20 protein-coding genes and 1 pseudogene are annotated in these 20,601 nt (G+C 75.3%); 13 read left to right on the forward strand and 8 right to left on the reverse strand.

The genetic code is table 11. The annotated features are described in order from the left end of the window. Positions 1-18: 18 nt before the first annotated feature. Positions 19-1,593, forward strand: coding sequence for an FAD-dependent monooxygenase (locus tag JOD57_RS17755; protein ID WP_204693242.1), 1,575 nt, complete (start codon positions 19-21; stop codon positions 1,591-1,593). Positions 1,594-1,609: 16 nt separating this feature from the next. On the opposite strand, the gene JOD57_RS17760 is transcribed toward JOD57_RS17755, so the two are convergent. Next, the gene (locus JOD57_RS17760; RefSeq protein WP_204693243.1) at positions 1,610-2,719 is read right to left on the reverse strand and encodes an alpha/beta hydrolase fold domain-containing protein; all 1,110 of its coding nucleotides are present in this window, start codon (positions 2,717-2,719) and stop codon (positions 1,610-1,612) included. A gap of 201 nt (positions 2,720-2,920) precedes the next feature. Here JOD57_RS17760 and JOD57_RS17765 point away from each other — a divergent pair, with 201 nt between their 5' ends. From JOD57_RS17765 to JOD57_RS17775, 3 genes are all read left to right on the forward strand, one after another. Continuing rightward, on the forward strand, positions 2,921-3,988 hold the full coding sequence (locus tag JOD57_RS17765) for an alpha/beta fold hydrolase (protein ID WP_204693244.1): 1,068 nt from the start codon (positions 2,921-2,923) through the stop codon (positions 3,986-3,988). Between the two features lie 130 nt (positions 3,989-4,118). Next, complete coding sequence (locus JOD57_RS17770) at positions 4,119-4,976, forward strand: NAD(P)H-binding protein (RefSeq protein ID WP_204693245.1); 858 nt, start codon at positions 4,119-4,121, stop codon at positions 4,974-4,976. Between the two features lie 239 nt (positions 4,977-5,215). Then, positions 5,216-5,398, forward strand: a complete 183-nt coding sequence (locus JOD57_RS17775; protein WP_204693246.1) for a hypothetical protein — start codon at positions 5,216-5,218, stop codon at positions 5,396-5,398. Between the two features lie 13 nt (positions 5,399-5,411). Here JOD57_RS17775 and JOD57_RS17780 read toward each other — a convergent pair whose 3' ends face one another. Together JOD57_RS17780 and JOD57_RS17785 are read right to left on the reverse strand one after the other, a co-directional pair. Further along, positions 5,412-6,467, reverse strand: a complete 1,056-nt coding sequence (locus tag JOD57_RS17780) for a potassium channel family protein (protein WP_204693247.1) — start codon at positions 6,465-6,467, stop codon at positions 5,412-5,414. Between the two features lie 76 nt (positions 6,468-6,543). Next, positions 6,544-8,298 (reverse strand): class I adenylate-forming enzyme family protein, encoded by a 1,755-nt coding sequence (locus JOD57_RS17785; protein WP_204693248.1) that lies wholly within the window; start codon positions 8,296-8,298, stop codon positions 6,544-6,546. A 101-nt stretch (positions 8,299-8,399) separates the two neighbouring features. Here JOD57_RS17785 and JOD57_RS17790 point away from each other — a divergent pair, with 101 nt between their 5' ends. From JOD57_RS17790 to JOD57_RS17800, 3 genes and pseudogenes are all read left to right on the forward strand, one after another. Beyond that, positions 8,400-9,251 carry a patatin-like phospholipase family protein gene (locus JOD57_RS17790; RefSeq protein WP_204693249.1) on the forward strand — a complete coding sequence of 284 codons (852 nt, stop codon included), beginning with the start codon at positions 8,400-8,402 and terminating at the stop codon, positions 9,249-9,251. A 121-nt stretch (positions 9,252-9,372) separates the two neighbouring features. After that, positions 9,373-10,491: a glycerophosphodiester phosphodiesterase gene (locus JOD57_RS17795; protein WP_204693250.1), complete on the forward strand. Its 1,119-nt coding sequence runs from the start codon at positions 9,373-9,375 to the stop codon at positions 10,489-10,491. A gap of 111 nt (positions 10,492-10,602) precedes the next feature. Then, positions 10,603-10,965: pseudogene (locus JOD57_RS17800) on the forward strand (DsbA family oxidoreductase); the annotation flags it as partial. 69 nt (positions 10,966-11,034) lie between these two features. Here the strand turns inward: JOD57_RS17800 and JOD57_RS17805 are convergent. The 3 genes from JOD57_RS17805 to JOD57_RS17815 all read right to left on the reverse strand — a co-directional run bounded on the left by JOD57_RS17805 (position 11,035) and on the right by JOD57_RS17815 (position 14,185). Continuing rightward, positions 11,035-12,600, reverse strand: coding sequence for a long-chain-fatty-acid--CoA ligase (locus tag JOD57_RS17805; protein WP_307824768.1), 1,566 nt, complete (start codon positions 12,598-12,600; stop codon positions 11,035-11,037). A 72-nt stretch (positions 12,601-12,672) separates the two neighbouring features. Further along, complete coding sequence (locus tag JOD57_RS17810; RefSeq protein ID WP_204693251.1) at positions 12,673-13,506, reverse strand: class I SAM-dependent methyltransferase; 834 nt, start codon at positions 13,504-13,506, stop codon at positions 12,673-12,675. 34 nt (positions 13,507-13,540) lie between these two features. Beyond that, on the reverse strand, positions 13,541-14,185 hold the full coding sequence (locus JOD57_RS17815) for a TetR/AcrR family transcriptional regulator (protein WP_204693252.1): 645 nt from the start codon (positions 14,183-14,185) through the stop codon (positions 13,541-13,543). A 56-nt stretch (positions 14,186-14,241) separates the two neighbouring features. Here JOD57_RS17815 and JOD57_RS17820 point away from each other — a divergent pair, with 56 nt between their 5' ends. The 3 genes from JOD57_RS17820 to JOD57_RS17830 are packed head-to-tail and all read left to right on the forward strand — an operon-like array spanning position 14,242 to position 17,389. Continuing rightward, the gene (locus JOD57_RS17820) at positions 14,242-15,513 is read left to right on the forward strand and encodes an acyl-CoA dehydrogenase family protein (protein ID WP_307824769.1); all 1,272 of its coding nucleotides are present in this window, start codon (positions 14,242-14,244) and stop codon (positions 15,511-15,513) included. After that, complete coding sequence (locus tag JOD57_RS17825) at positions 15,510-16,502, forward strand: acyl-CoA dehydrogenase family protein (RefSeq protein ID WP_204693253.1); 993 nt, start codon at positions 15,510-15,512, stop codon at positions 16,500-16,502. The genes JOD57_RS17820 and JOD57_RS17825 overlap by 4 nt, the downstream gene beginning before the upstream one ends. Continuing rightward, entirely contained in the window at positions 16,499-17,389 is an 891-nt protein-coding gene (locus JOD57_RS17830; protein WP_204693254.1) for an enoyl-CoA hydratase-related protein, read from the forward strand. The genes JOD57_RS17825 and JOD57_RS17830 overlap by 4 nt, the downstream gene beginning before the upstream one ends. A 6-nt stretch (positions 17,390-17,395) precedes the next feature. Here the strand turns inward: JOD57_RS17830 and JOD57_RS17835 are convergent, their stop codons facing one another. After that, a complete protein-coding gene (locus JOD57_RS17835; RefSeq protein WP_204693255.1) occupies positions 17,396-17,797 on the reverse strand; it encodes a PIN domain-containing protein in 402 nt (133 codons plus the stop codon). Positions 17,798-18,049: 252 nt separating this feature from the next. Then, positions 18,050-18,550 (reverse strand): MarR family winged helix-turn-helix transcriptional regulator, encoded by a 501-nt coding sequence (locus JOD57_RS17840; protein ID WP_204693256.1) that lies wholly within the window; start codon positions 18,548-18,550, stop codon positions 18,050-18,052. Positions 18,551-18,638: 88 nt separating this feature from the next. Between JOD57_RS17840 and JOD57_RS17845 the strand changes: the two genes are divergently transcribed. From JOD57_RS17845 to JOD57_RS17855, 3 genes are all read left to right on the forward strand, one after another. Continuing rightward, the gene (locus JOD57_RS17845) at positions 18,639-19,205 is read left to right on the forward strand and encodes a YceI family protein (protein ID WP_204693257.1); all 567 of its coding nucleotides are present in this window, start codon (positions 18,639-18,641) and stop codon (positions 19,203-19,205) included. A gap of 94 nt (positions 19,206-19,299) precedes the next feature. Then, on the forward strand, positions 19,300-20,082 hold the full coding sequence (locus tag JOD57_RS17850) for an alpha/beta fold hydrolase (protein ID WP_204693258.1): 783 nt from the start codon (positions 19,300-19,302) through the stop codon (positions 20,080-20,082). Between the two features lie 81 nt (positions 20,083-20,163). Further along, positions 20,164-20,517 (forward strand): hypothetical protein, encoded by a 354-nt coding sequence (locus JOD57_RS17855; RefSeq protein WP_204693259.1) that lies wholly within the window; start codon positions 20,164-20,166, stop codon positions 20,515-20,517. Positions 20,518-20,601: the final 84 nt, after the last annotated feature.

Below are 20,601 nucleotides of genomic sequence, written 5' to 3' on the forward strand. Positions count from 1 at the left end.
GACCGAGGAAGCCCCGTCATGACGCCACAACCCGAGACGTACGACGTCCTCGTCGTCGGTGCCGGCCCCGCCGGCCTCACCACGGCTGCCGGCCTGGCCCGTGCCGGCACCCGGGTCCTGGTCGCCGAGCGGCACCCGGGCACGTCGATCTTCCCGAAGGCGGCCGGCGTCCGGCCGCGGACCATGGAGATCCTCCGGTCCTGGGGCCTGGACGAGCGCGTCTCCGCGGCCGGGCAGGACGTCCGGCTGGACCTGGGGATCTCCCCGGTGCTGGCCGCTCCGGTGGTGGCGGTGGAGTCGCTGGGCGCGCCCGCCGCCCAGTACGTCTCCACCATGAGCCCCTCGCCGTTCGCGTTCGTCCCGCAGGACCACCTCGAGCCGGTGCTCCTCGAGCACGTGAGGGACCGGGGAGGGCAGGTGCGGTTCGGCACGGAGCTGGTGGGCTTCGAGGTCGACGGCGACGGCGTGCGCGCGAGGCTGCGCCGGCGGTCCGGACCCGCGCCGGAGTACGACGTCCGTGCCCGGTACCTCGTCGGCGCGGACGGTCCGCGCAGCACCGTCCGCGGCGCCCTCGGCATCGAGGTGGAGCACCTGGGTTCGGAGGGGCGCCAGCTGACGTACCTGTTCGCCGCCGACCTCGACGGGGTGGTCCCCGATCCGCCGTTCGCCCTGCACTGGGTCACGACCCCTGGGGCGGAGGGGCTGTTCGTGGCGTCGGGCCGGCACCGGTGGGGCTACGGCTGGGAACCCGGGGACGACGACCCCGCCGACCCCACGGCCGAGCAGGTGGTCGCCCGCATCCGCGCCTCCGCCGGCATCCCGGACCTCGACGTCGAGCTGCAGGGTGCGTTCGAGTGGACCTTCGGTGCCGAGATCGCCACCCGGTTCCGCAGCGGCCCGGTCTTCCTCGTGGGTGATGCGGCCACCCGCACGTCACCGCGGCGGGCCACCGGCATGAACACGGGCATCGCGGCGGCGCACGGCCTGGCGTGGAAGCTCGCCTGGGTGCTGCGCGGATGGGCCGACGAGGCACTGCTCGACACGTACGAGCAGGAGCGGCGCCCGGTGGGTCTGGCCAACGCGCTGCGGTCGCTGCAGCCGCGCGAGGGAGCCCACGAGGCGTCGGGTCTCGAGGACTTCGGCGTCACCTACGTCTCCGCGGCCATCGCGCCCACCGAGCACGCAGAGCCGCCGGCGACCGCCGGCGAGCGTGCCGCTCCCGGGCGCCGGGCGCCGCACGCCTGGCTGGACAGGACCGGTCGACGGGTCTCGACCCTCGACCTGTTCGACGGCCGGCTGACGCTGCTCACCGGCCCCGGGGGCGGCGACTGGTGCGCGGCCGCGGACCGGCTGGGGTCGGGTGACCTGCCGCTCGCGGTGCTCCGCCTCGGGCCGGACCTGCCCGATCCCGACGGCTCGCTGGCCCTCCGGTACGGCGTCGGGGTGCGGGGGGCGGTCCTCGTCCGCCCTGACGGGTTCGTGGCGTGGCAGGCCCCGTCCCCGTCCGCGGACCGGGTCGCGCTGCTCCGCTCCGCGGTCCACCTGGCCACGGGGCGCTCGGCTGCGGCCGACGTCGCCGACCTGTCGGCCTGAGTCCGGGTCCCGGGTGTCAGAGGTCGGCGGCGAAGCCGTGGATGTCGCGCACCACCGCCTTGTAGGCCTCGACGACGGCCTGGCGGAAGCTCATGTCCGCCGCGTGGGTCAGGCCGAGGTTCACGCGTCCGACGACCGGGACGCCGGCCCGCTGGAGCGTGCGGAAGTAGGCGATGCCCTCGTCCCGGAGCGGGTCGAGCTCGTTGACCGTGACGACGTGCGGCGGCATGCCCTCGACGTCGGCCTCGGTGGCGAAGTAGGGCCAGCACAGCGGGTTCTCGGCGTTCTCGCCGGTCGGGTCGTAGACCGCGACGAGCACGTCCATCATCCCGCAGTCGAGGTAGTGCCCGTCGTTCTCCACCAGCGACGGCAGCTCCCGCAGCTTGCGGTCGCGGTCCCACCCGTAGCCGCCGCTGATGTAGGGGACCATCGCGTAGACGCCGTCGATGCGGTCCAGCCACCCCTCTCGCTTGGCCTTCAGGGCGGTCGCCAGCACGAGGTTCGCGCCGCCGGACTCGCCCTGCAGGACGAGCTTCGTGATGCCCAGCTCGGCGCGGTGTCCGTGGATCCAGTCCAGGGCGGTGCTGCAGTCCTCCAGCCCGGCCGGGAAGGGGTTGAGCCGCTGGTCGGTCCAGGCGTTCCGGAAACCGACCGTGACCACGACCATCCCGGTCGCGGCGAGGTCCTCGCTCCACTGCCGGTGCACGCGGTTGTCCGCGTCGAGGATCGTCATCCCCCCGCCGTGGACGTAGACCGTGCACGGCAGCGGTCCCTCGACGCCGGCGGGACGGAAGACGTGCAGTGGGATGTCGTGGCCCTCGGGGGCGTGCACCGTCTCGGTCCGGTGGGTGACGTCGGCGCGGGTCTCGTCCGGCCACTCCCACGGCAGGGCCGCGTACAGCCCCTCGAAGGCCGCGTGCGACTGGCCGACGAACTCCGCGACCTGCTCCGCTGGCGCGCCGCGGCCGATCGGCGCGGCAGCCGCGTGACCGTCGAGCCCGAAGGCGGCGAGTGCCGCCCGCAGGCGCGGGTGCAGCCGGGGATCGGTGCGCAGCTCGACCGAGGGATCGGCCAGCCGACCCTCCCGCCGTGCCGTCGGTGCCGGGTCCTGCGTCGTGTCGGTCATCGGTGCCCTCGCAGCCAGGAGTGCGGTTCAGGTGTCCGGCACTGTGGCGTGGCTCACGGAGGACGGTCAACCGGTCGTCCGGCCGATGAGCGAGGACCGCCCCGCCCGGGCCGCGACCTGCTCGCCGTCCCCGAGCTGCCGAGGGGCGGCCGGGTCCGACAGAGTGACGGCCGTCACCCCACCCGAGGAGAGGGAGCCGCCGTGATCGAGAACGCCTTCTACACGCCCGAGGTGCAGGGCGCCTACCAGCTGCACTCGCTGGGCGGCTTCGACCTCGAGGAGGGCGGCCGGATCCCCGACCTGCAGCTCGCCTACGCCACCTACGGGGAGCTGAACGCGGCCAGGGACAACGCGATCCTCATCCCCACCTGGTTCAGCGGCACGCACGCCACCTGGGAGCAGGTCTACATCGGCCCGGGCCGGGCGCTGGACCCGGGCCGCTGGTTCATCGTGGTGGTCAACCAGATCGGCAACGGGCTGTCCACCTCACCGCACAACGCCGACGGCGAGATCGCCATGTCGCGCTTCCCGCACGTCCGCATCGGCGACGACGTCCGGGCGCAGCAGCAGCTCGCCGCCGGGCTGTTCGGCATCGAGCGGTGGGCGCTCGTCGTCGGCGGCTCGATGGGCGCGCAGCAGGTCTACGAGTGGGCGGTCCGTTTCCCCGACCAGGTGCTGCGCGCCGCCCCCATCGCCGGGACCGCGCAGAACACCCCGCACGACTTCCTGTTCACCCGCACCCTCATGGAGGCCATCACCTCCGACCCGGGGTGGAACGGCGGGGAGTACCGCTCGCACACCGAGGTCGCCGGTGGCCTGCGCCGGCACGCCGACATCTGGGCGGTGGTCGGCCTGTCCACGGAGTTCTGGAAGACGGAGTTCTGGCGCGGGGTCGAGCTGCCCGACGTCACCTGGTCGACGTTCGAGGAGTTCCAGGAGCGGTTCGTGCAGGCCGTCTTCAGCGCCATGGACCCCAACGCCCTGCTCTGCCAGGGGTGGAAGTGGCAGCGCGGCGACGTCGCCCGCCACACCGGCGGCGACCTGGCCGCGGCGCTGGGCCGGATCACCGCGAAGACCTTCGTCATGCCGATCGACGAGGACATGTTCTTCCCCGTGCGCGACTGCGCGGCCGAGCAGGCCCTGGTCGGGGACAGCAAGCTGCGGGTGCTGCCGAGCATCGCCGGCCACTTCGGGCTCTTCGGCTTCGAGCAGACCTACCTGGCCGAGGTCGACCGCAACCTCGGGGAGCTGCTCGACACCCGGGTGTGAGCACTGGGGGAAGGCGGCTCCACCGTGGGGCCGCCCTCCCCGCTCCCGGGTGGGGCACGGAGGGAATGGCCGGCGGCCCCGTCGGGTTGGCGCCGTCCGCAGACGCGCGACCGAGCCGAGGAGCACCCGCATGACCACCTATGCCGTCACCGGGGCGACCGGCCACCTGGGCCACCGCGCCGTCGAGGAGCTGCTCGACCGTGGCGTCCCCGCCGGCGACGTCGTCGCCGTCGCCCGCCGTCCCGGGGCCGCCGCGGACCTGGCCGCCCGCGGCGTGCAGGTGCGCGAGGGCGACTACTCCCGGCCGGACACCCTGCCCGCCGCCCTCGCCGGCGTCGACCGGCTGCTGCTGGTCTCCGGCAGCGAGGCCGGTCAGCGGGTGGCCCAGCACCGCGCTGTGATCGAGGCGGCGGCCGCGGCCGGCGTGCAGCGGGTCGTCTACACGAGCATCGCGCACGCCGACACCTCCACCAACCCGCTGGCCGGTGAGCACCGCGCCACCGAGGAGGTGCTGCGCGAGGTCGGCGTCCCGGCCACCGTGCTGCGCAACAGCTGGTACGCCGAGAACTACACCGCCCAGCTCGACACCCACCTGGCCACCGGGGAGGTCCTGGGTGCCGCGGGCGAGGGCCGCGTCTCGATCGCTCCGCGCGCCGACTACGCCGTCGCGGCCGCCGCCGCGCTGCTGGCCGACGACGACGGCAGCGTCGTCCGCGAGCTCGGCGGCCCCGGTGTCACGCTGGCCGACCTCGCCGCCGCGATCAGCGAGGTCACCGGCGCGACCGTCCGGTACCGCGACCTCCCGGCCGACGAGTTCGCCGCCGCCCTCGAGGCCGCGGGCCTCGACGCCGGCACCGCCGGGTTCGTCGCCGCCGTCGACACCTCGATCGCCCGCGGTGAGCTCGACACCGGCGACGCCGACCTCGCCGCGCTGCTGGGCCGCCCGGTCACCCCGCTGGTCGAGGCCGTCCGCGCCGCGCGGGGCTGACGCCACTCCCTGACCGTCGGCCGGCCCGACGATGTGCGCTCGGGGCGCATCCCACCGCGAGACTGCGCCCTGGGCGCACACCGTCAGGACGCCGGGACCGAGTGGTGCTCGTGGGCGGTCAGCCGCCGGCCGTCCACCCGGCGCAGCGCGAGCCCCCTCCGAGGGGTGAGGTGTGTCCCAGCGCTCCAGTCCTGCGCCGTCCGTGCCGATCCCTGCTGCACGGACGACAGGAGAGACCCATGAACCCCATCGCGTGCCGCGCCGTGGCGCAGGCCGGCCTGGTCGCAGCGACCGCCTCGGCCGACGACGAGCAGCCCTGGCCGCTGCTGCTGGTGGCCGGCTGGCACACCACCGCCGTCGACCTCGTGCTCCAGGACGGCCGGCTGGCCGACGCCCTGGCGGAGCTGGAGCTGCGCGTCTGACCGCGGGACCCGGCTACGCGCGCGCGAGCGAGTGGCTGCCGTCGGGCCCGTGCGAGCGCACCACCACGAGCACGTCCTCGTTCTGCAGCGTGCCGATCAGCGGGTCGTCGAAGCGCAGCGTGCGCCCTCCGCGGGTCACCGAGAGGACGATGTCGCGCAGGTCGCGCGGGCCCAGCCCGACCTCGCCGGAGTTGACGACGCGCTGGGAGAGGTCCAGCCCCTGCCCACCGGTGAGCAGGTCCTCGACGACGGAGACCACCCGCGGGCTGTCGGTGGACAGGCCCAGCAGCCGGCCCGACGTCGCCGAGGTGGTGATCACCGTGTCGGCGCCGGACTGGCGCAGCAGCTGCGCGTTCTCCTCCTCGCGGACGCTGGTGGTGATCGGCACGCTGGGGTTGAGCTGGCGCACGGTGAGCGTGATGAGCACCGACGCGTCGTCGCGGTTGGCCGCCACGATCACCGCCCGCGCCCGCTCCACGTGCGCCCGGCGCAACACGTCGGTGCGGCCGGCGTCGCCCACGATGCCGTTCAGGCCGATGGAGTTCGCCTCGTCGATGGCCCGCGGCTCGGCGTCGACGATGACGATGCTCTCCATCGGGGTGCCGGTGGCCCGCAGCGACCGGACGGCGCTGCGCCCCTTGGTGCCGTAGCCGCACACGATGACGTGCTGACGCACGCGGGACCTCCAGCGTCGGATGCGGAACTCCTCGCGCGAGCGCGCGGTCAGCGCCTCGAGCGTCGTCCCGATGAGCACGATCAGGAACATGACGCGCAGCGGCGTGATGAACAGGATGTTCACCAGCCGCGCGCCCTCGGTGAGCGGCGTGATGTCGCCGTACCCGGTGGTCGAGAGGGTGACCGTGGAGTAGTAGAAGGCGTCGAGCAGGTCGATGCCGACCTCGTCGCCGTCGCGGTAGGCGTCGCGGTCCAGCCAGACGATGAAGACCGTCAGCGCCAGGAAGAACGCCGCCAGCGCCACCCGCCACAGCACCTGGCGCACCGGTGACTGCTCGACGTGGGCGATCTGCACCCCGGTGTGCGGGTCCTCCGCGCCGTGTCCGCCGATCACGACGCGGACGATAGCGAGCGGGTGGCGTCCCCACCCCAGGGTGGGCGGGACGCCACCCGCTCGGGTCGCCGGGAGGTCAGGCCCCGGCGGCCTCCCGCTCCCGCGCGGCCAGCTCCCGCTTGAGCACCTTGCCCGCCGCCGACACCGGGATCGCGTCGATGAAGACGACGTCGCGCAGCCGCTTGTAGTGCGTGACCCGGTCGTTGACCGCGGCCATGACCGACTCGGCGGTCAGCGCCCGGCCCGCGTCGTCGTCCCGGCGGACGACGTAGGCCACCGGCAGCTCCCCGGCCGCCTCGTCGGGCCGGCCGACCACCGCCGCGCCGGCCACCCCCGGGACGCCGAAGAGGACCTCCTCCAACTCGCGCGGGAACACGTTGTAGCCCTTGTAGAGCAGCATGTCCTTGGTGCGGTCGACGATCGACAGGTAGCCGTCCTCGTCGAGGACGCCGACGTCGCCGGTGTGGAACCAGCCGTCGGGGTCGATGCTCTCGGCCGTCGCCTCGGGCCGGTGCGCGTAGCCGCGCATCACCTGCGGCCCGCGGATGCACACCTCGCCGCGCTCACCGACCGGCAGCGGGTCGCCGCCGCCGAGCGGGCGGATGGTGATCTCGGTGTCGAACACCGGCACGCCGACCGTGCCGGCCCTGCGGGTGCCCGAGCGGAACGTGGGGTTGCCGGTGGCCTGCATGGTCACCTCGGTCAGCCCGTAGCCCTCGCCGATGACGGCGTTCGGCAGCAGCGCCTGCAGCCGCTCGATCAGCGGCACCGGCAGGGGAGCCGCGCCGCTGGAGACCCCTCGGACGCCGGAGAGGTCGGCCTCCTCGATGCCCGGCACCTGCAGCAGCGCGACGAACACCGGCGGGGCGCCGCCGATGCTGGTCACCCGGTACCGGACGGCGTCCTCGACGTACCTCACCGGGTCGAACCGCATGTGGATGACGGTCGTTGTGCCGCCCATGACCATGCCGTTGAGGTAGCCGATCGCCCCCATCGCGTGGAACCACGGCGTCAGGTTGATCAGCCGCGCCTCCCCGAGCCGGGTCGGGTACTCGTCCTCGCCGAGCACCTGCCGGAGGGTCACGTCGCCGGCCTCGTCGAGCTCCGGGAGCGATCCCGACGTCCAGCACGCCGACTGCAGCACGTTGGTGACGACGTTGCGGTGCGGCAGCTCCACGCCCTTGCTCACGCCGGTGGTGCCGCCGGTGTAGGCCAGGTGCGCGAGGTCGGCGGCCGGGTCGACGGCGGCGTCGAGCCGGCGGTCCTCCGGGTCGGCGGCCAGCAGGTCGGCGAGGTCGACGTCGGTGGCCTCCAGGCCGTCGAGGCGGGCCGAGAAGTCGAGGGTGTGCGCCTCGCCGGTGACGACCACGGTCTGCACCGGCGTGGCCGCCAGCGCGGGGCGGACGAACGGCAGCACCTGGTCCCAGGTCACGAGCACCGTCGCGCCGGCGTCGGTGAGCTGGGCGGCGAGGTCGGCCGCGGGCAGCAGCGGGTTGGTGGGGGAGAAGACCGCGCCGGCCATCACCACGCCGTAGTAGACGGCCGGGTACTGGCGGCAGTTGGGGATGTGCACCGCGACGACGTCGCCGCGGCCGATGCCGGCGTCGGCCAGCCAGTTGGCGACCGCGGCGGCCCGCCGGCCCAGCTCCTCGAACGTCAGCTCGACGTCGTGGTCGACGAACGCCGTCCGCGTGCCCCAGCGGCGCACCGCCGCCCGCAGGATCGACCCCACCGGGACCAGGGGGTAGTCCAGCGAGCGCGGCAGCCCGGGCGGCCAGCCGGCGGCCGCCGGGCCGTCCGTGGGCGGGGGTGCGGCCTGCGTGGCGGTCATGCGCGTCCTTCCGTCCGGTTCCGTCCGGACAGCGTGGCCCAGCTCACAGGCCGCTGTCGAGCACGTGCAGGCCGCTGCGGCGCGGCTGTCAGGATGGCCGGGTGAGCGACCAGCGCAGGGCCCTCGTCCTCGGCGGCGGCGGCATCACCGGCATCGCCTGGGAGGTCGGCCTGCTGGCCGGCCTGGCCGAGCGCGGCGTCGACCTCACCGACGCCGACCTCGTCGTCGGCACGTCGGCCGGCAGCGTCGTGGGCGCGCAGGTCACCAGCGGTGCCGACCTGGAGACGCTGTACGGCCGCCAGCTCGAGCCCCCGGCCGCCGAGCGGGCCGCCCGGATGCGTCGGTCGGACCTGGCCTCCTACGGCTGGGCGCTGCTGCGCAGCCGGGGCGACGACGCCGCCTTCCGCCGGCGGGTGGGCGCGCTCGCGCTGCGGGCCGAGGCCGCCGGGCTGACGCCGTCGGAGCAGGAGCGGCTCGACGTCATCGGCTCCCGGCTGGTGTCGCGCGAGTGGCCCGCGCGGGCGCTGACGGTCACCGCCGTCGACGCCGACACCGGTGAGTTCCGCGCCCTCGACCGCGCCTCCGGGGTGCCGCTGGTGACGGCGGTGGCGGCCAGCTGCGCCGTCCCGGGGGTGTACCCGCCGGTGACGATCGACGGACGGCGCTACGTCGACGGCGGCATGCGCTCGGCGGCCAACGCCGACCTGGCCGCCGGGTACGAGCGGGTCGTCGTCCTGGCGCCGATCGCGCGGGGCGTGGGCCCGATGGCCAGCGTCGACGCGCAGGTCAGCGGCATGGTGGCGCGGGTCGCCGTCGTGTCGCCGGACGAGGCGAGCCGCCGGGCGATCGGCCGCAACGTGCTCGACCCGGTCGCCCGCCGTCCCTCGGCCGAGGCAGGGCGGGCGCAGGCGGCGTCGGTGGCCGGGCACGTGGCCGCCGCCTGGACCGGCTGAGCGGCCGCCGGAGGGGACCACCGGCCGTCCGGTCGACGGTCCCGCTCGCGGCCGCGTCGCCGGGCTGGGATCGTCCGGGCCGGCGACGACCGTCGCCGTCCGAGCCCGGGGGAGTGCACCCATGTCACGTGCCCACCGCCGGACCGCCGCGCTGAGCGCCGCGGTCCTCGCCGTCCCGCTGTTCCTGACCGGCCCGGCCACGGCCGCCCCACCGCCGGAGGTGGACGGGACCGGCGCGGAGGAGCTGCTGGTCATCGGGCACCGCGGCGCCTCGGGCTACCGGCCCGAGCACACGCTGGCCTCCTACGAGCTGGCCGCCCGGATGGGAGCGGACTACGTCGAGCCCGACGTGGTGAGCACGTCGGACGGCGTGCTGGTCGCGCGACACGAGAACGAGATCTCCGAGACGACGGACGTCGCCGAGCACCCCGAGTTCGCCGACCGGCGCACCACGAGGACGATCGACGGGGTCGAGCTGACCGGCTGGTTCACCGAGGACTTCACGCTCGCCGAGCTGCGCACGCTCCGGGCCGTCGAGCGGCTGCCCGACGTCCGCGAGGAGAACACCCTCTACGACGGTCTCTACCAGGTGCCCACGCTCGAGGAGGTGCTCGACCTGCGCGAGGACCTCAGCCGCGAGCTGGACCGGGAGATCGGCGTGTACGTCGAGACCAAGCACCCGACCTACTTCGACGGCATCGGGCTGTCGCTGGAGGAGCCGCTGCTGGCCGCGCTCGCCGAGGCCGGGCTCGACCGTGACCACTCGCCGGTCTTCGTCCAGTCGTTCGAGACCGCGAACCTGCGCGAGCTCGACGCGGTCGCCGACGTGCCGCTGGTGCAGCTGGTGTCCGCCACCGGCGCGCCCGCCGACCTGGTCGCGGCGGGTGACCCGCGGACCTACGCCGACCTGGCCACCGCCGAGGGGCTGGCCGGCATCGGCGAGTACGCCGACGGGGTGGGCCCGGACAAGAACCTGGTCATCCCGCGCGAGGCCGACGGCACGCTGGGCGAGCCGACGGCCTTCGTGGACGACGCGCACGCGGCGGACCTGCTGGTGCACCCGTACACGTTCCGCAACGAGAACACCTTCCTGCCGGTCGACCTGCGCGAGGGCGCGGCGGAGGACGACTACGGCCGGGCCATCGACGAGCAGCTGGCCTTCTGGGAGACCGGCATCGACGGGCTGTTCACCGACAACCCGGACACCGGCGTCGTCTCCCGGGAGCTGTTCACCGACTGAGGACCCGCCCGACGATCACGGAGCCCGGACCACTGGTCCTGCCGCGGACGTGGTCAGGGCTCCGTGATCGTCGCGGGGTGGTGACCGGGGTCTCCGGATGCCGGCGAGCGCGGGGTGCAGGACGCGGTGGAGGAGCGGCTGCTGACCGCGTACTCCAGCGAGGGTCAGGCGGTCGGCGACCGCGACACCCTCGTCCGGCTGGCCGCCGAGGCCGGACTGGACGCCGGCGAGGTGCGCGTGGCACTGGCGGACCAGCGGTACGCCGGCGCGGTCCGGGCCGACGAGGCCGAGGCGCAGGCGCTGGGCATCAGCGGCGTGCCGTTCTTCGTCGTCGACCGGAGGTACGCCGTCGACGGCGCCCAGCCGGCCGACGCGCTGCTCCAGGTGCTCGAGCGGGCCTGGTCCGAGCGGACGCCGCTCATCCCGGTGGTCAGCGGCGGCGAGGTCTGCGGCCCCGAGGGCTGTTCCGTCTAGCGTCGCTCAGGGCAGGTGCCGGCGCTCGCACCGCGGACCCGGTGCGGTCGCCGGCCCGCGGTCACTCGCTCAGACCACCGGCTCGGCCACCAGGGAGCCGGCCGAGTGCTCCTCGCGCAGGCGGGTCTTGAGCACCTTGCCGCTGGGGTTGCGCGGCAGCGCGGGGACCACCGAGTACTCCCGCGGGTTCTTGTAGCGCGCCAGCCGCTCGCGGCACCACGCGGTGAGCTCCTCCGGCGTCGGCGGGTCGGCCGGGTCCCGCGGGGCGACGACGGCCAGCGGCGCCTCGCCGAAGCGGGTGTCCGGGACGCCGATCAGCGCGACCTCGGCGACCTTCGGGTGCGCGGCCAGCACGTCCTCCACCTCGGCGCAGTACACGTTCTCGCCGCCGGTGATGATCATGTCCTTCTTGCGGTCGACGACGTAGAGGTAGCCGTCCTCGTCCTGCCGCACCAGGTCCCCGGAGTGGAACCAGCCGCCGGCGAAGGCCTCCGCGGTCGCCTCGGGCTTGCCCCAGTACTCCCGCATCACCATCGGGCTGCGGTAGACGATCTCGCCCACCTCGCCCTGCGGGACGTCCTGCATCGCGTCGTCGACCACGCGCACCTCGACGTTGAGCATCGGCGTGCCGACCGAGCCGATCTTGCGGATCGAGTCCTCGCCGCGCAGCAGGCAGGTGACCGGGCTGCACTCCGTCTGCCCGAACGCGGTGACGACCTCGGCCTGGGAGAAGGTGTCGATCATCGTGCGCAGCAGCGTCGTCGACGCCGGGGCCGCGCCCCACGAGATCCGCTTGAGGCAGGTCAGGTCGCGGTCGGCGATCCCGGGGACGGCCACCACCGCGGCCCACATCGCCGGCACCAGGAAGATGTTGCTCACCCGCTCCCGCTCGATGAGGTCGAGCGTGGCGACGGGGTCGAAGCCGCCCGAGCGCAGGATGACGTGGGTGCCACCGAGCAGCAGCGGCGGCAGGCCACCGGCCAGGCCCGCGATGTGGAACAGCGGCGCCCCCGGCGCGGCCACCCGGTCGGAGGGGTCCACGCCGAGGTGGGTGACCTGGCTGAAGACGTGCACGAGCAGGTTGTGGTGGGTGAGCACGGCGCCCTTGGGTCGGCCGGTCGTGCCCGAGGTGTACATGATGAACGCCGGCGCGGACTCGTCGACCTCGACGTCGAGCGGCTCGGCGCCGGCCTCGGCCAGCGCCGCCTCGAACTCCTCGCCGATGGCCAGCACCGTGGTGACGCCGGGGGCCTGCGCGCGGGCCTTGGCGGCCACCTCGGCCAGTGCGGCGTCGACCACCAGCGCGACCGCGCCGCTGTCGGTGAGCACGTAGGCCACCTCGTCGGCCACCAGCCGGAAGTTGACCGGGACGACGACCGCGCCGAGCCGCACGCCGGCCAGGTAGGTCTCCCACGTCTCGAGGGCGTTGAGCGCGAGGACGGCGACCCGGTCACCGGTGCCGACGCCGCGGGCGGCCAGGGCGCGGGCCAGCCGGGTCACCCGCTCGTCGAGCTCGGCGTAGGTGCGCCCGGTGCCGTCGAAGCGCAGGGCGACGGCGTCCGGCGTCCGGCGGGCCCAGCGGGCGAGCTGGTCCGACGCGGTCATGCCGCGGCCGGCGAGGGTCGGGACGGGCACGGGGTCCTCCTCGATCGGGGTGTGACGCGCGTCATGCTGCTGGGCGCGCGAAGCGGCGGTCAACCCTGACCGTCACGGCACCCGGGTCGCGGCCCCCACCACCAGCGGGTTGACCAGGACGGCGTCGTGCTCGGCCGCCTGCGCGCGCAGCCGCTGCTCGAAGGTGGCGGGCCCGACCTCCTCCGCCGTGGTCACGCCGGTGCGCTCCAGCACCGGCAGCAGGCTGGTCACGTCACCGGCGACGATCGACCAGCCGACCGCCTCGCCGCCCCGCTCCAGGGGCGAGTCCGTGGTGAGCACCGGCTCGGGCAGCCCGGCGGCGCGGAACACCCCGGCCAGCCGCAGGCCCATGTCCACCGGCCGGCCCGAGCGGCGGAGCGTCTCGACGAACCAGCGGGCGTGGGCGTCGAGCAGCGGCAGCGGTGGCTGGGCGGCGCGGGTGACCAGGACGACGTCGGCGAACGCCACGACGGCGCCCGGACCGAGCGCGCCGGCCAGCCGCCGCACCAGCCCGACCGGGTCGGGCAGGTGCAGCAGGATGCACCGGCCGACGACGGCGTCCACGGGCCCGTCCGGCTCCCAGCGGGTCACGTCGGCCCGTTCGAAGCTGACCTGCGCGAGCCCCTGCTCGTCCGCGCGGCGGCGGGCGAGCTCGAGCGGCCGCACCGCCTCGTCGAGGCCGAGCACCCGCCCGGTGGGCCCCACCCGGCCGGCGACGGCGAGGGCGACGTCGCCGGGCCCGCACCCGAGGTCGACCACGGTCATCCCGCGGCGCAGGCCGGCGCTGTCGAGCCAGGCCTCGGTCAGCGGTCGGTAGAGCCGGGAGATGGCGGCCAGCCGGGCCATCTCCCGGTCGGTCGAGCCCAGCACGTAGCCCGTGGAGGTGTCGCCGGTGCCGCTCGCCATGCCCGCACATGCTGGCCCGGCGGCGGCCGCGGCGTCAGCCCTCCGGGCGCGCGAACAGCATCCGGGCGGCGAGCCGCTTCCACAGCGCCAGGTGCGGGTCGGTGGCCGCCGGGCGGTCGGCGAAGGCGTACACGCAGGCCACGCCGCGCATGCTGGTGGACAACAGCTCGCACAGCTCGGCGTACAGCGGCGCGGCGGCGACCTCCGGCCCCCAGATGCCGTCGGCCACGCGGCGGATGGCCGCGCGCAGCCGGCGCTCCTCGGCCTGCAGCGCCGTGCGCAGGCCGGGGTCGGTGCGGGCCGCCGTCCACAGCTCCATCGCCGCCCAGAACGGTGGCTCCTGGAAGGTCGCCCACATCAGGTCGACGGCGCGGTCGACCCGTTCGGGCCCGGGCGGCTGGTCGGCCATCAGCGCCGCCGCGCGGTGCTCGACCTCGGCCAGCAGCGTCGTCGACAGGTGCCCGGCGGCGGCGACCAGCAGCTCGGCGCGCGAGGGGAAGTGGTGCAGCAGCCGCCCCCGCGACACCCCGGCCCGGGCCTGGACGGCGAGGGTCGAGGCGCCCGCGTAGCCGTCCTCGACCAGGCACGCGACGGCGGCGTCGAGGATGAGTGCCCGGCTGCCCTCCGACCGGGCCGAGCGCCCCGGCGGTCCGGCGGGAGGGGCGGGAGCAGCGGTCACCCGGCGCAGGGTAGGCGCGACCCGCGTCGTCCGACAGTCACCGTTGACCGTTCGGGGTGACCGCTGTCACGCTGCCGCCGTCCCGCCGACGACGAGAGGTGCTGCCCGTGGACTTCGACGACACCGCCGAGGAGGCCGCCTACCGCGCGCGCGTCCGGGCCACGCTGGAGGAGCGCGACGCCGAGCTGCTGCACGTGCGGCCGGGGCAGTCCGCCGACGCCCGCCGGTACGAGGCCGAGCTGCGGGCCACCGAGCGGGTGCTGGCCGAGGCGGGGCTGGTCGGCGTCACCTGGCCGCAGGAGTACGGCGGGCAGGGCGGCACGCTGGTGCAGCAGGCGATCGTGGCCCAGGAGCTGGCCCGCGCCCGCGTGCCCACGCTGATCAACCACATCGGCATCGGCATGTGCGGGCCCACCGTCATCGCGCACGGCAGCGACGACCAGCGGCAGCGCTACCTCGCCCGCCTGCTGCGCGCCGACGACGTGTGGTGCCAGCTGTTCAGCGAGCCGGCGTCCGGGTCCGACCTCGCCGCGCTCCGGACCTCGGCCGTCCGCGACGGCGAGAACTGGGTGGTCAACGGCCAGAAGGTCTGGACGACGCTCGCCCACGTCGCCGACTTCGGCATCCTGCTCACCCGCACCGACCCGGAGCGGCCCAAGCACGCCGGGCTGACGATGTTCGTCGTCGACATGCACGCCCCCGGCGTCACCGTCCGGCCGCTGCGCCAGATGAGCGGCGACGCCGGGTTCAACGAGGTCTTCTTCGACGACGTCCGCATCCCCGACTCCGAGCGGCTCGGCGAGCCCGGCGAGGGCTGGCGGGTCGCGCTGACCACCCTGATGAACGAGCGCGTGGCCATCGGCGGCGCCGGCAGCGACATCGGCCAGTCCGCGGAGGCGCTGGCCGCGCACGCCCGCGACCGGCTGCCCGCCCTCGGCGCCGAGCAGCAGGTCCTCGCCCGCCAGGCGGTGGGCCGGGCGCTGGTCGCGTCGCTGGCCACCCGGTACACCGGCTACCGCCGGTTCACCACGCTGAGCCAGGGCGGCGTGCCCGGTCCGGAGGCCAGCGCCGGCAAGCTCGGCGGCACGGCCGCGGCACGGCTGGTCTCCGACGCCGGCGTCCGGCTGCTCGGCGACGACGCCGTGTTCGGCGCCACCGGCGACGGCGACGAGACCTGGCAGAAGGCGGCGGCCTACGTGCCCGGCGTCGCGATCGCCGGCGGCACCGACCAGGTGCTGCGCAACATCCTCGGCGAGCGGGTGCTCGGCCTGCCGCCGGAGCCGCGCACCGACAAGAGCGCTCCCTTCTCCTCCGGAGGACGACGGTGAACTTCGACCTGTCCGACGACCAGCGCGACGCCGCCGCCGGCGCCCGCGCCTTCTTCACCGGCTCGGCGTCGCCCGCCGCGGCCCGCGCCGCCCTGGAGGGCACCGCCGCCCCGGCGCCCGGGCGCAAGGCGCTGGCCGACATCGGCTTCCTCGGCATCACCGTCCCGGAGTCGGCCGGGGGCGCCGGCGGCAGCGTGCTCGACCTCGCCGTCGTCGCCGAGCAGGGCGGTGCGGTCCTCGCCGGGCCCTCGCTGGTGACCGCGGCGCGGGCGGCGGTGCTGCTCGAGGGCGCGCCCGACCTCGCCGCGCAGCTGGCCGACGGGTCGGCCGCGCTCGCCGTGCTGGACGGGCCGGTCAGCGGCTCGGCGCCCTCGGTCGACGCCGCCGACGCCACGCTCTTCCTCGGCCTGGACGACGGCGTCCTCGTCGTCGGGGAGGGCGAGGTCGTGCCGGGTGCACCGCTGGACGCCACCCGCGGGCTGGCCCGGGTGCGGATGACCTCGCGCCGGGTGCTGGCCGAGGACGCCGCGCAGCTGTGGGCGCGGGCCCGGCAGGTCGGGGCCGTGGTCATGGCCGCGGAGGACCTCGGCGCCGCCGACCGGGCGGTGCTCATGGGCGTCGACTACGCCCAGCAGCGCGAGGCGTTCGGCCGGGTGATCGGCTCCTACCAGGCGGTCAAGCACATGCTGGTCGACGCGTGGGTGGGTGTGGACCAGCTGCGCTCGCTGGTGTGGTGGGCCGCCTGGGCCGCCGACTCCGCGCCCGCCGAGCTGCCGCTGGCCGCCTCGGCCGCCAAGGCCTACGCCGCGGAGGTGTTCGAGCGGGCCGCGGAGACGGTGGTGCAGGTGCACGGCGGGATCGGCTTCACCTGGGAGCACGACGCGCACCTGTACTGGCGCCGCGCCAAGGTCGACCGGCTGCTGCTCGGTGACGCCGCCGAGCACCTCGACGCCGTCGCCCGCCTCGCCGTCGCGGGCGCCCTGGGGTGAACCCCACCCAGCTGCGCTACGAGGTGGCCGACCGGGTCGCCACGATCACGCTGTCGCGGCCCGAGCGGCTCAACGCCTTCACCCCCGTGATGGCCGCCGAGCTCGCACGGGCCGCGGCCACCGCCGACGCCGACGAGGCGGTGCGGGTCGTCGTCGTCACCGGGGCCGGGCGGGCCTTCTGCGCCGGTGCCGACCTCGGCACCGGCTCCGGCGGGCTGGGCGACCGCTCCCGCGGCGACGTCGCCGAGGTGCCCGGCCGGGGCTCGGTGGACGGCGTCCCGCGCGACTGGGGCGGGGTGGCGTCGCTGCCGTTCGCCGCGCTGCGCAAGCCGGTGATCGCCGCGGTCAACGGCCCGGCGGTGGGCATCGGCGCGACGATGACGCTGCCGATGGACGTGCGGATCGCCGCGGAGTCGGCCCGCTTCGGCTTCGTCTTCGCCCGCCGCGGCATCGTCCCGGAGGCCGCCTCGTCTTGGTTCCTGCCGCGGGTGGTCGGCATCAGCCAGGCCGTGGAGTGGGTGGCCACCGGGCGGGTGTTCGACGCGGCCGAGGCTCTGCGCGGGCGGCTGGTGTCACGGGTGGTGCCCGACGCCGACCTGCTGCCCACCGCCCTCGGCCTGGCCCGCGAGATCGCCGACAACACCTCCGGGGTCGCCGTCGCCGCCGCCCGGCAGATGCTGTGGTCGATGCTCGGCGCGCCCTCGCCGTGGGACGCCCACCGGGTGGAGTCCCGGGCGCTGGCCGAGCTGGCCCACGGCCCGGACGCCGCGGAGGGCGTGGCCGCCTTCCTCGCCAAGCGGGACGCGGACTTCACCACCCCGCTGGGCGACGGCGCCGTCGCCGGGGTGCCGCGCTGGCCGCAGCCCCCCGACGACGTCACCGGCTGACGCCTCTCAGGACACCAGCCGGTGGGCTGCACCCAGCGCCCGGTACGTGGTCGCTGCACGGGCGTCGAGTGAGACCAGTTCGGCGCCGTGGTGCAGCGCGGTGGCCGCGATCAGCGCGTCGTAGGCCGCGCCGCCGGAGACCCCGCGGTCGGCCAGCACGCGCGGTAGCCGGCCGACCTCGCCGGCCGGCAGGGTCAGCGGTGCGGACCGTGCGAGTCGCTGCAGGAACTCGGCCGCCAGCTCGGGGAGGACCCGGTGCGGCGGAGGGAGCCGGGTGAGCACCGAGTAGGTCTCGAGCACGCGGTGCGCCACGGGCCGGGCGCCGGACAGTGCTGCCCGGGCGGGCTCGTGCGCCTCGTGCCACGAGGCGAAGGCGGCGACCAGCACGCTCGTGTCGGCCGCGATCACCGCCGCGTGTGCTCGAGCGTGGCACGCACCTGGTCGGCGCTCAGGGAGGGGAGGGCGACGTCGGTCACCTGCCGCCAGCGCAGCACGGGGTCGGCGGCGACGGCGTCGGCCTGCAGGTGGGACGCCGACCGGCCGGGGAAGGCGGCCTGGACGCCGGTGGTCGTGGTCGGGCCGACGGCGGGCGACCCCAGGGAGCGCGGCGCCGGTCGTCGTCCACCTCCGGGAGGACCCGCCGGTCGGAGCGGTCCTCCCTCAGTCCGGGTCGAGGTGGCGCAGCAACGTCTCGCCGATGTCGCGCATCGCGGCGACCTGCTCGGGGGAGAGCTGGTCGAACAGGTGCGTGCGCACGCCCTCGACGTGGATCGGGGCGGCGGCCTCCAGTGCTGTGAAGCCCTCGTCGGTGAGCACGGCGAGCAGGCCGCGGCCGTCCTCGGCGCACTCCTGGCGGCGCACCCAGCCACGCTCCTCGAGGCGGGACACCGCGTGCGAGAGGCGGCTGCGGGAGGACAGGCAGCGGTCGGCGAGCTCGCTCATCCGCATCTGGCGGCCCGGCGTCTCCGACAGCTGCACGAGGATCTCGTAGTAGGCGTGCGGAATGCCGGTGGCCCGCATCAGCTCGCGGTCGAGCCGGTCGTTGAGCAGCTGGCTGCTGTAGAGCCACGCCCGCCAGGCGCGCTGCTCACCGGCGTCGAGCCAGCGCGTCCCGCCGTCGGGCGACCCCGTCCCGCCGGCGCGCGACACCTCTGTCGTCATGGGCCCATCCTACTGGCGGAATAGATGAGCTCTCAACTACGCTGCGGGCGTAGAAGGTCAAACGCTCAACCATCGAGAGGTCCCTGTCATGACCAGCAGCACCGCCGTCCAGATCCCCGGCTACCTCGCCGGCACCTGGGACATCGACGCCGCCCACTCCACCGTCGGCTTCTCCGTCCGCCACATGATGGTCAGCAAGGTGCGCGGCTACTTCACCCGGTTCTCCGGCGAGATCGTCACCGCCGAGGACCCGGCGCAGTCCACCGTGACCGCCACGGTCGACATGGACTCGATCGACACCCGTCAGGAGCAGCGCGACGCGCACATCCGCTCGGCGGACTTCTTCGACGTCGGCAACCACACCGTGATGACCTTCCGGTCGACCCGCGTGGTGAGCCTCGACGGCGGCGACTGGACCCTCGAGGGTGACCTGACCATCAAGGGCACCACCGAGCCGGTCACCCTGGAGCTCGAGGTCAACGGCTTCGGCCCCGACGCCTACGGCGGCACGCGCGCCGGCTTCAGCGCCAAGACCTCCATCTCCCGCAAGGCCTACGGCGTCGACATCGACCTGCCGATGGACGGCGGCGGCGTCGTCGTCGGCGACAAGATCGACGTCGAGCTCGAGATCGAGGCCGTGCTCCGCACCGCCTGACGGAGGACCACCCCCCACGTCGCCGAGGGGCCCGGACGCTGTGCGCGTCCGGGCCCCTCGCGTGTCCGGGGGCGCACCGTCAGGATCTCCAGGGGTGAGCACCGCGCGGACGGTCCCGCTGGCCACGGACGTCGAGGGTTCCGGTCCACCCCTGGTCCTCGTGCACGGCCTCGCCGAGGACCGGTCCTTCTGGGGTCCGCTGGTCCCGCCGCTGGCCCGGTCCGCCACCGTCGTCCGGGTCGACCTGCGCGGCCACGGCGACTCACCCGAGGCGGACGGCTACGAGCTGGCCGACATGGCCGACGACGTCCAGGCGGCCTTCGCCGCGACGGGGCTGCCGGGCCTCCCGCTGGTCGTCGGCCACAGCCTCGGGGGACTGGTCTCCCTCGTCCACGCCGGGCGGCACGCCACCCGCGGGCTGGTCGTCGTGGACCTGCCGTTGACGCTCGCCCGCGTGCAGCCGAGCGTGCGGACGGCCGTGTCGCTGATCGGGCGGATGGGCTTCGACGCCGTCGTGGCGGGGATGTTCGAGTGGAGCCGGGGAGCCATGGACGACGAGACGGCAGCCGCCCTGGCCCGGCGCCGCCGGATCCGGCAGGAGGTGGTCATGGCCACCTGGAGGCCGTACCTCGAGGGGACGCCGGAGTCCCTGACCGCGCTCGCCGAGGAGATCGCCGCGGGTGTCACCGTGCCGGCCCTCGCCCTCCACGGCCTCGAGCCGGAGCCGGGGTACGCGGCGTGGTTCGCGAGCCGGATGCCCACCGCGACCATCGAGGTCTGGACCGACGACCGCGGCCGTCCCCTGGGCCACCACCCGCACCTCGTGGCACCCGAGCGCTTCGTCGCACGGGTGCGGGAGTTCGCCGCGACCTGCTGACGTGCACCCGTGGCCGGCCTCGACGACGGGCGGGCCGGGGGCCGGTGGGCGCCGCTCCGCGGCCGGGGGAGACTCGGGGCCATGACGACGTCCGTGCTGACCCGCGCCCGCACCCGGCTGTCCTCCGCCGTCCTCGTCGCCGTCGGGCTGGCGGCCGGCTTCGGCGTCGCGCAGGGCACCGGGATCCGCGCGCTGGGTGGCGCGGTGTTCCTCGCCGGCGGGCTGGGCGCCGCGTACCTGTGGGTGCAGCGCCGCGGGTGGGCGGTCGCGCTGGGGCTGGGCGCCCTCTACGTCGGCGCCTTCGTCCTGGCGCACGTCCTGGCGCTCGGTGTCGGGATGGCGTCGTGGCTGGCGGTGGGGCTGGTGACGCTCGCGGCGGCGGGGGTCACCTACGCGGTGGCCGACCGCCCGCAGCCGGGGCAGCTCACCCGCTGACGCGTCCGGCGCAGGGTGACGCGTCCGAGCGGTCCTCGCCAGGCTGACGGTGTGACGACGCGCGCCGACCCGGCGTGGCTGTCC

The sequence above is a fragment of the Geodermatophilus bullaregiensis genome (assembly GCF_016907675.1).
GTDB classification, from domain to species: domain Bacteria; phylum Actinomycetota; class Actinomycetes; order Mycobacteriales; family Geodermatophilaceae; genus Geodermatophilus; species Geodermatophilus bullaregiensis.

Bases quoted from the DNA above. Each gene is read 5' to 3' on its own strand.
- JOD57_RS17755 (WP_204693242.1), top strand. From the start codon at position 19: ATGACGCCACAACCCGAGACGTACGACGTCCTCGTCGTCGGTGCCGGC.
- JOD57_RS17760 (WP_204693243.1), bottom strand. From the start codon at position 2,719: ATGACCGACACGACGCAGGACCCGGCACCGACGGCACGGCGGGAGGGT.
- JOD57_RS17770 (WP_204693245.1), top strand. From the start codon at position 4,119: ATGACCACCTATGCCGTCACCGGGGCGACCGGCCACCTGGGCCACCGC.
- JOD57_RS17775 (WP_204693246.1), top strand. From the start codon at position 5,216: ATGAACCCCATCGCGTGCCGCGCCGTGGCGCAGGCCGGCCTGGTCGCA.
- JOD57_RS17785 (WP_204693248.1), bottom strand. From the start codon at position 8,298: ATGACCGCCACGCAGGCCGCACCCCCGCCCACGGACGGCCCGGCGGCC.
- JOD57_RS17795 (WP_204693250.1), top strand. From the start codon at position 9,373: ATGTCACGTGCCCACCGCCGGACCGCCGCGCTGAGCGCCGCGGTCCTC.
- JOD57_RS17810 (WP_204693251.1), bottom strand. From the start codon at position 13,506: ATGGCGAGCGGCACCGGCGACACCTCCACGGGCTACGTGCTGGGCTCG.
- JOD57_RS17840 (WP_204693256.1), bottom strand. From the start codon at position 18,550: ATGACGACAGAGGTGTCGCGCGCCGGCGGGACGGGGTCGCCCGACGGC.
- JOD57_RS17845 (WP_204693257.1), top strand. From the start codon at position 18,639: ATGACCAGCAGCACCGCCGTCCAGATCCCCGGCTACCTCGCCGGCACC.
- JOD57_RS17855 (WP_204693259.1), top strand. From the start codon at position 20,164: ATGACGACGTCCGTGCTGACCCGCGCCCGCACCCGGCTGTCCTCCGCC.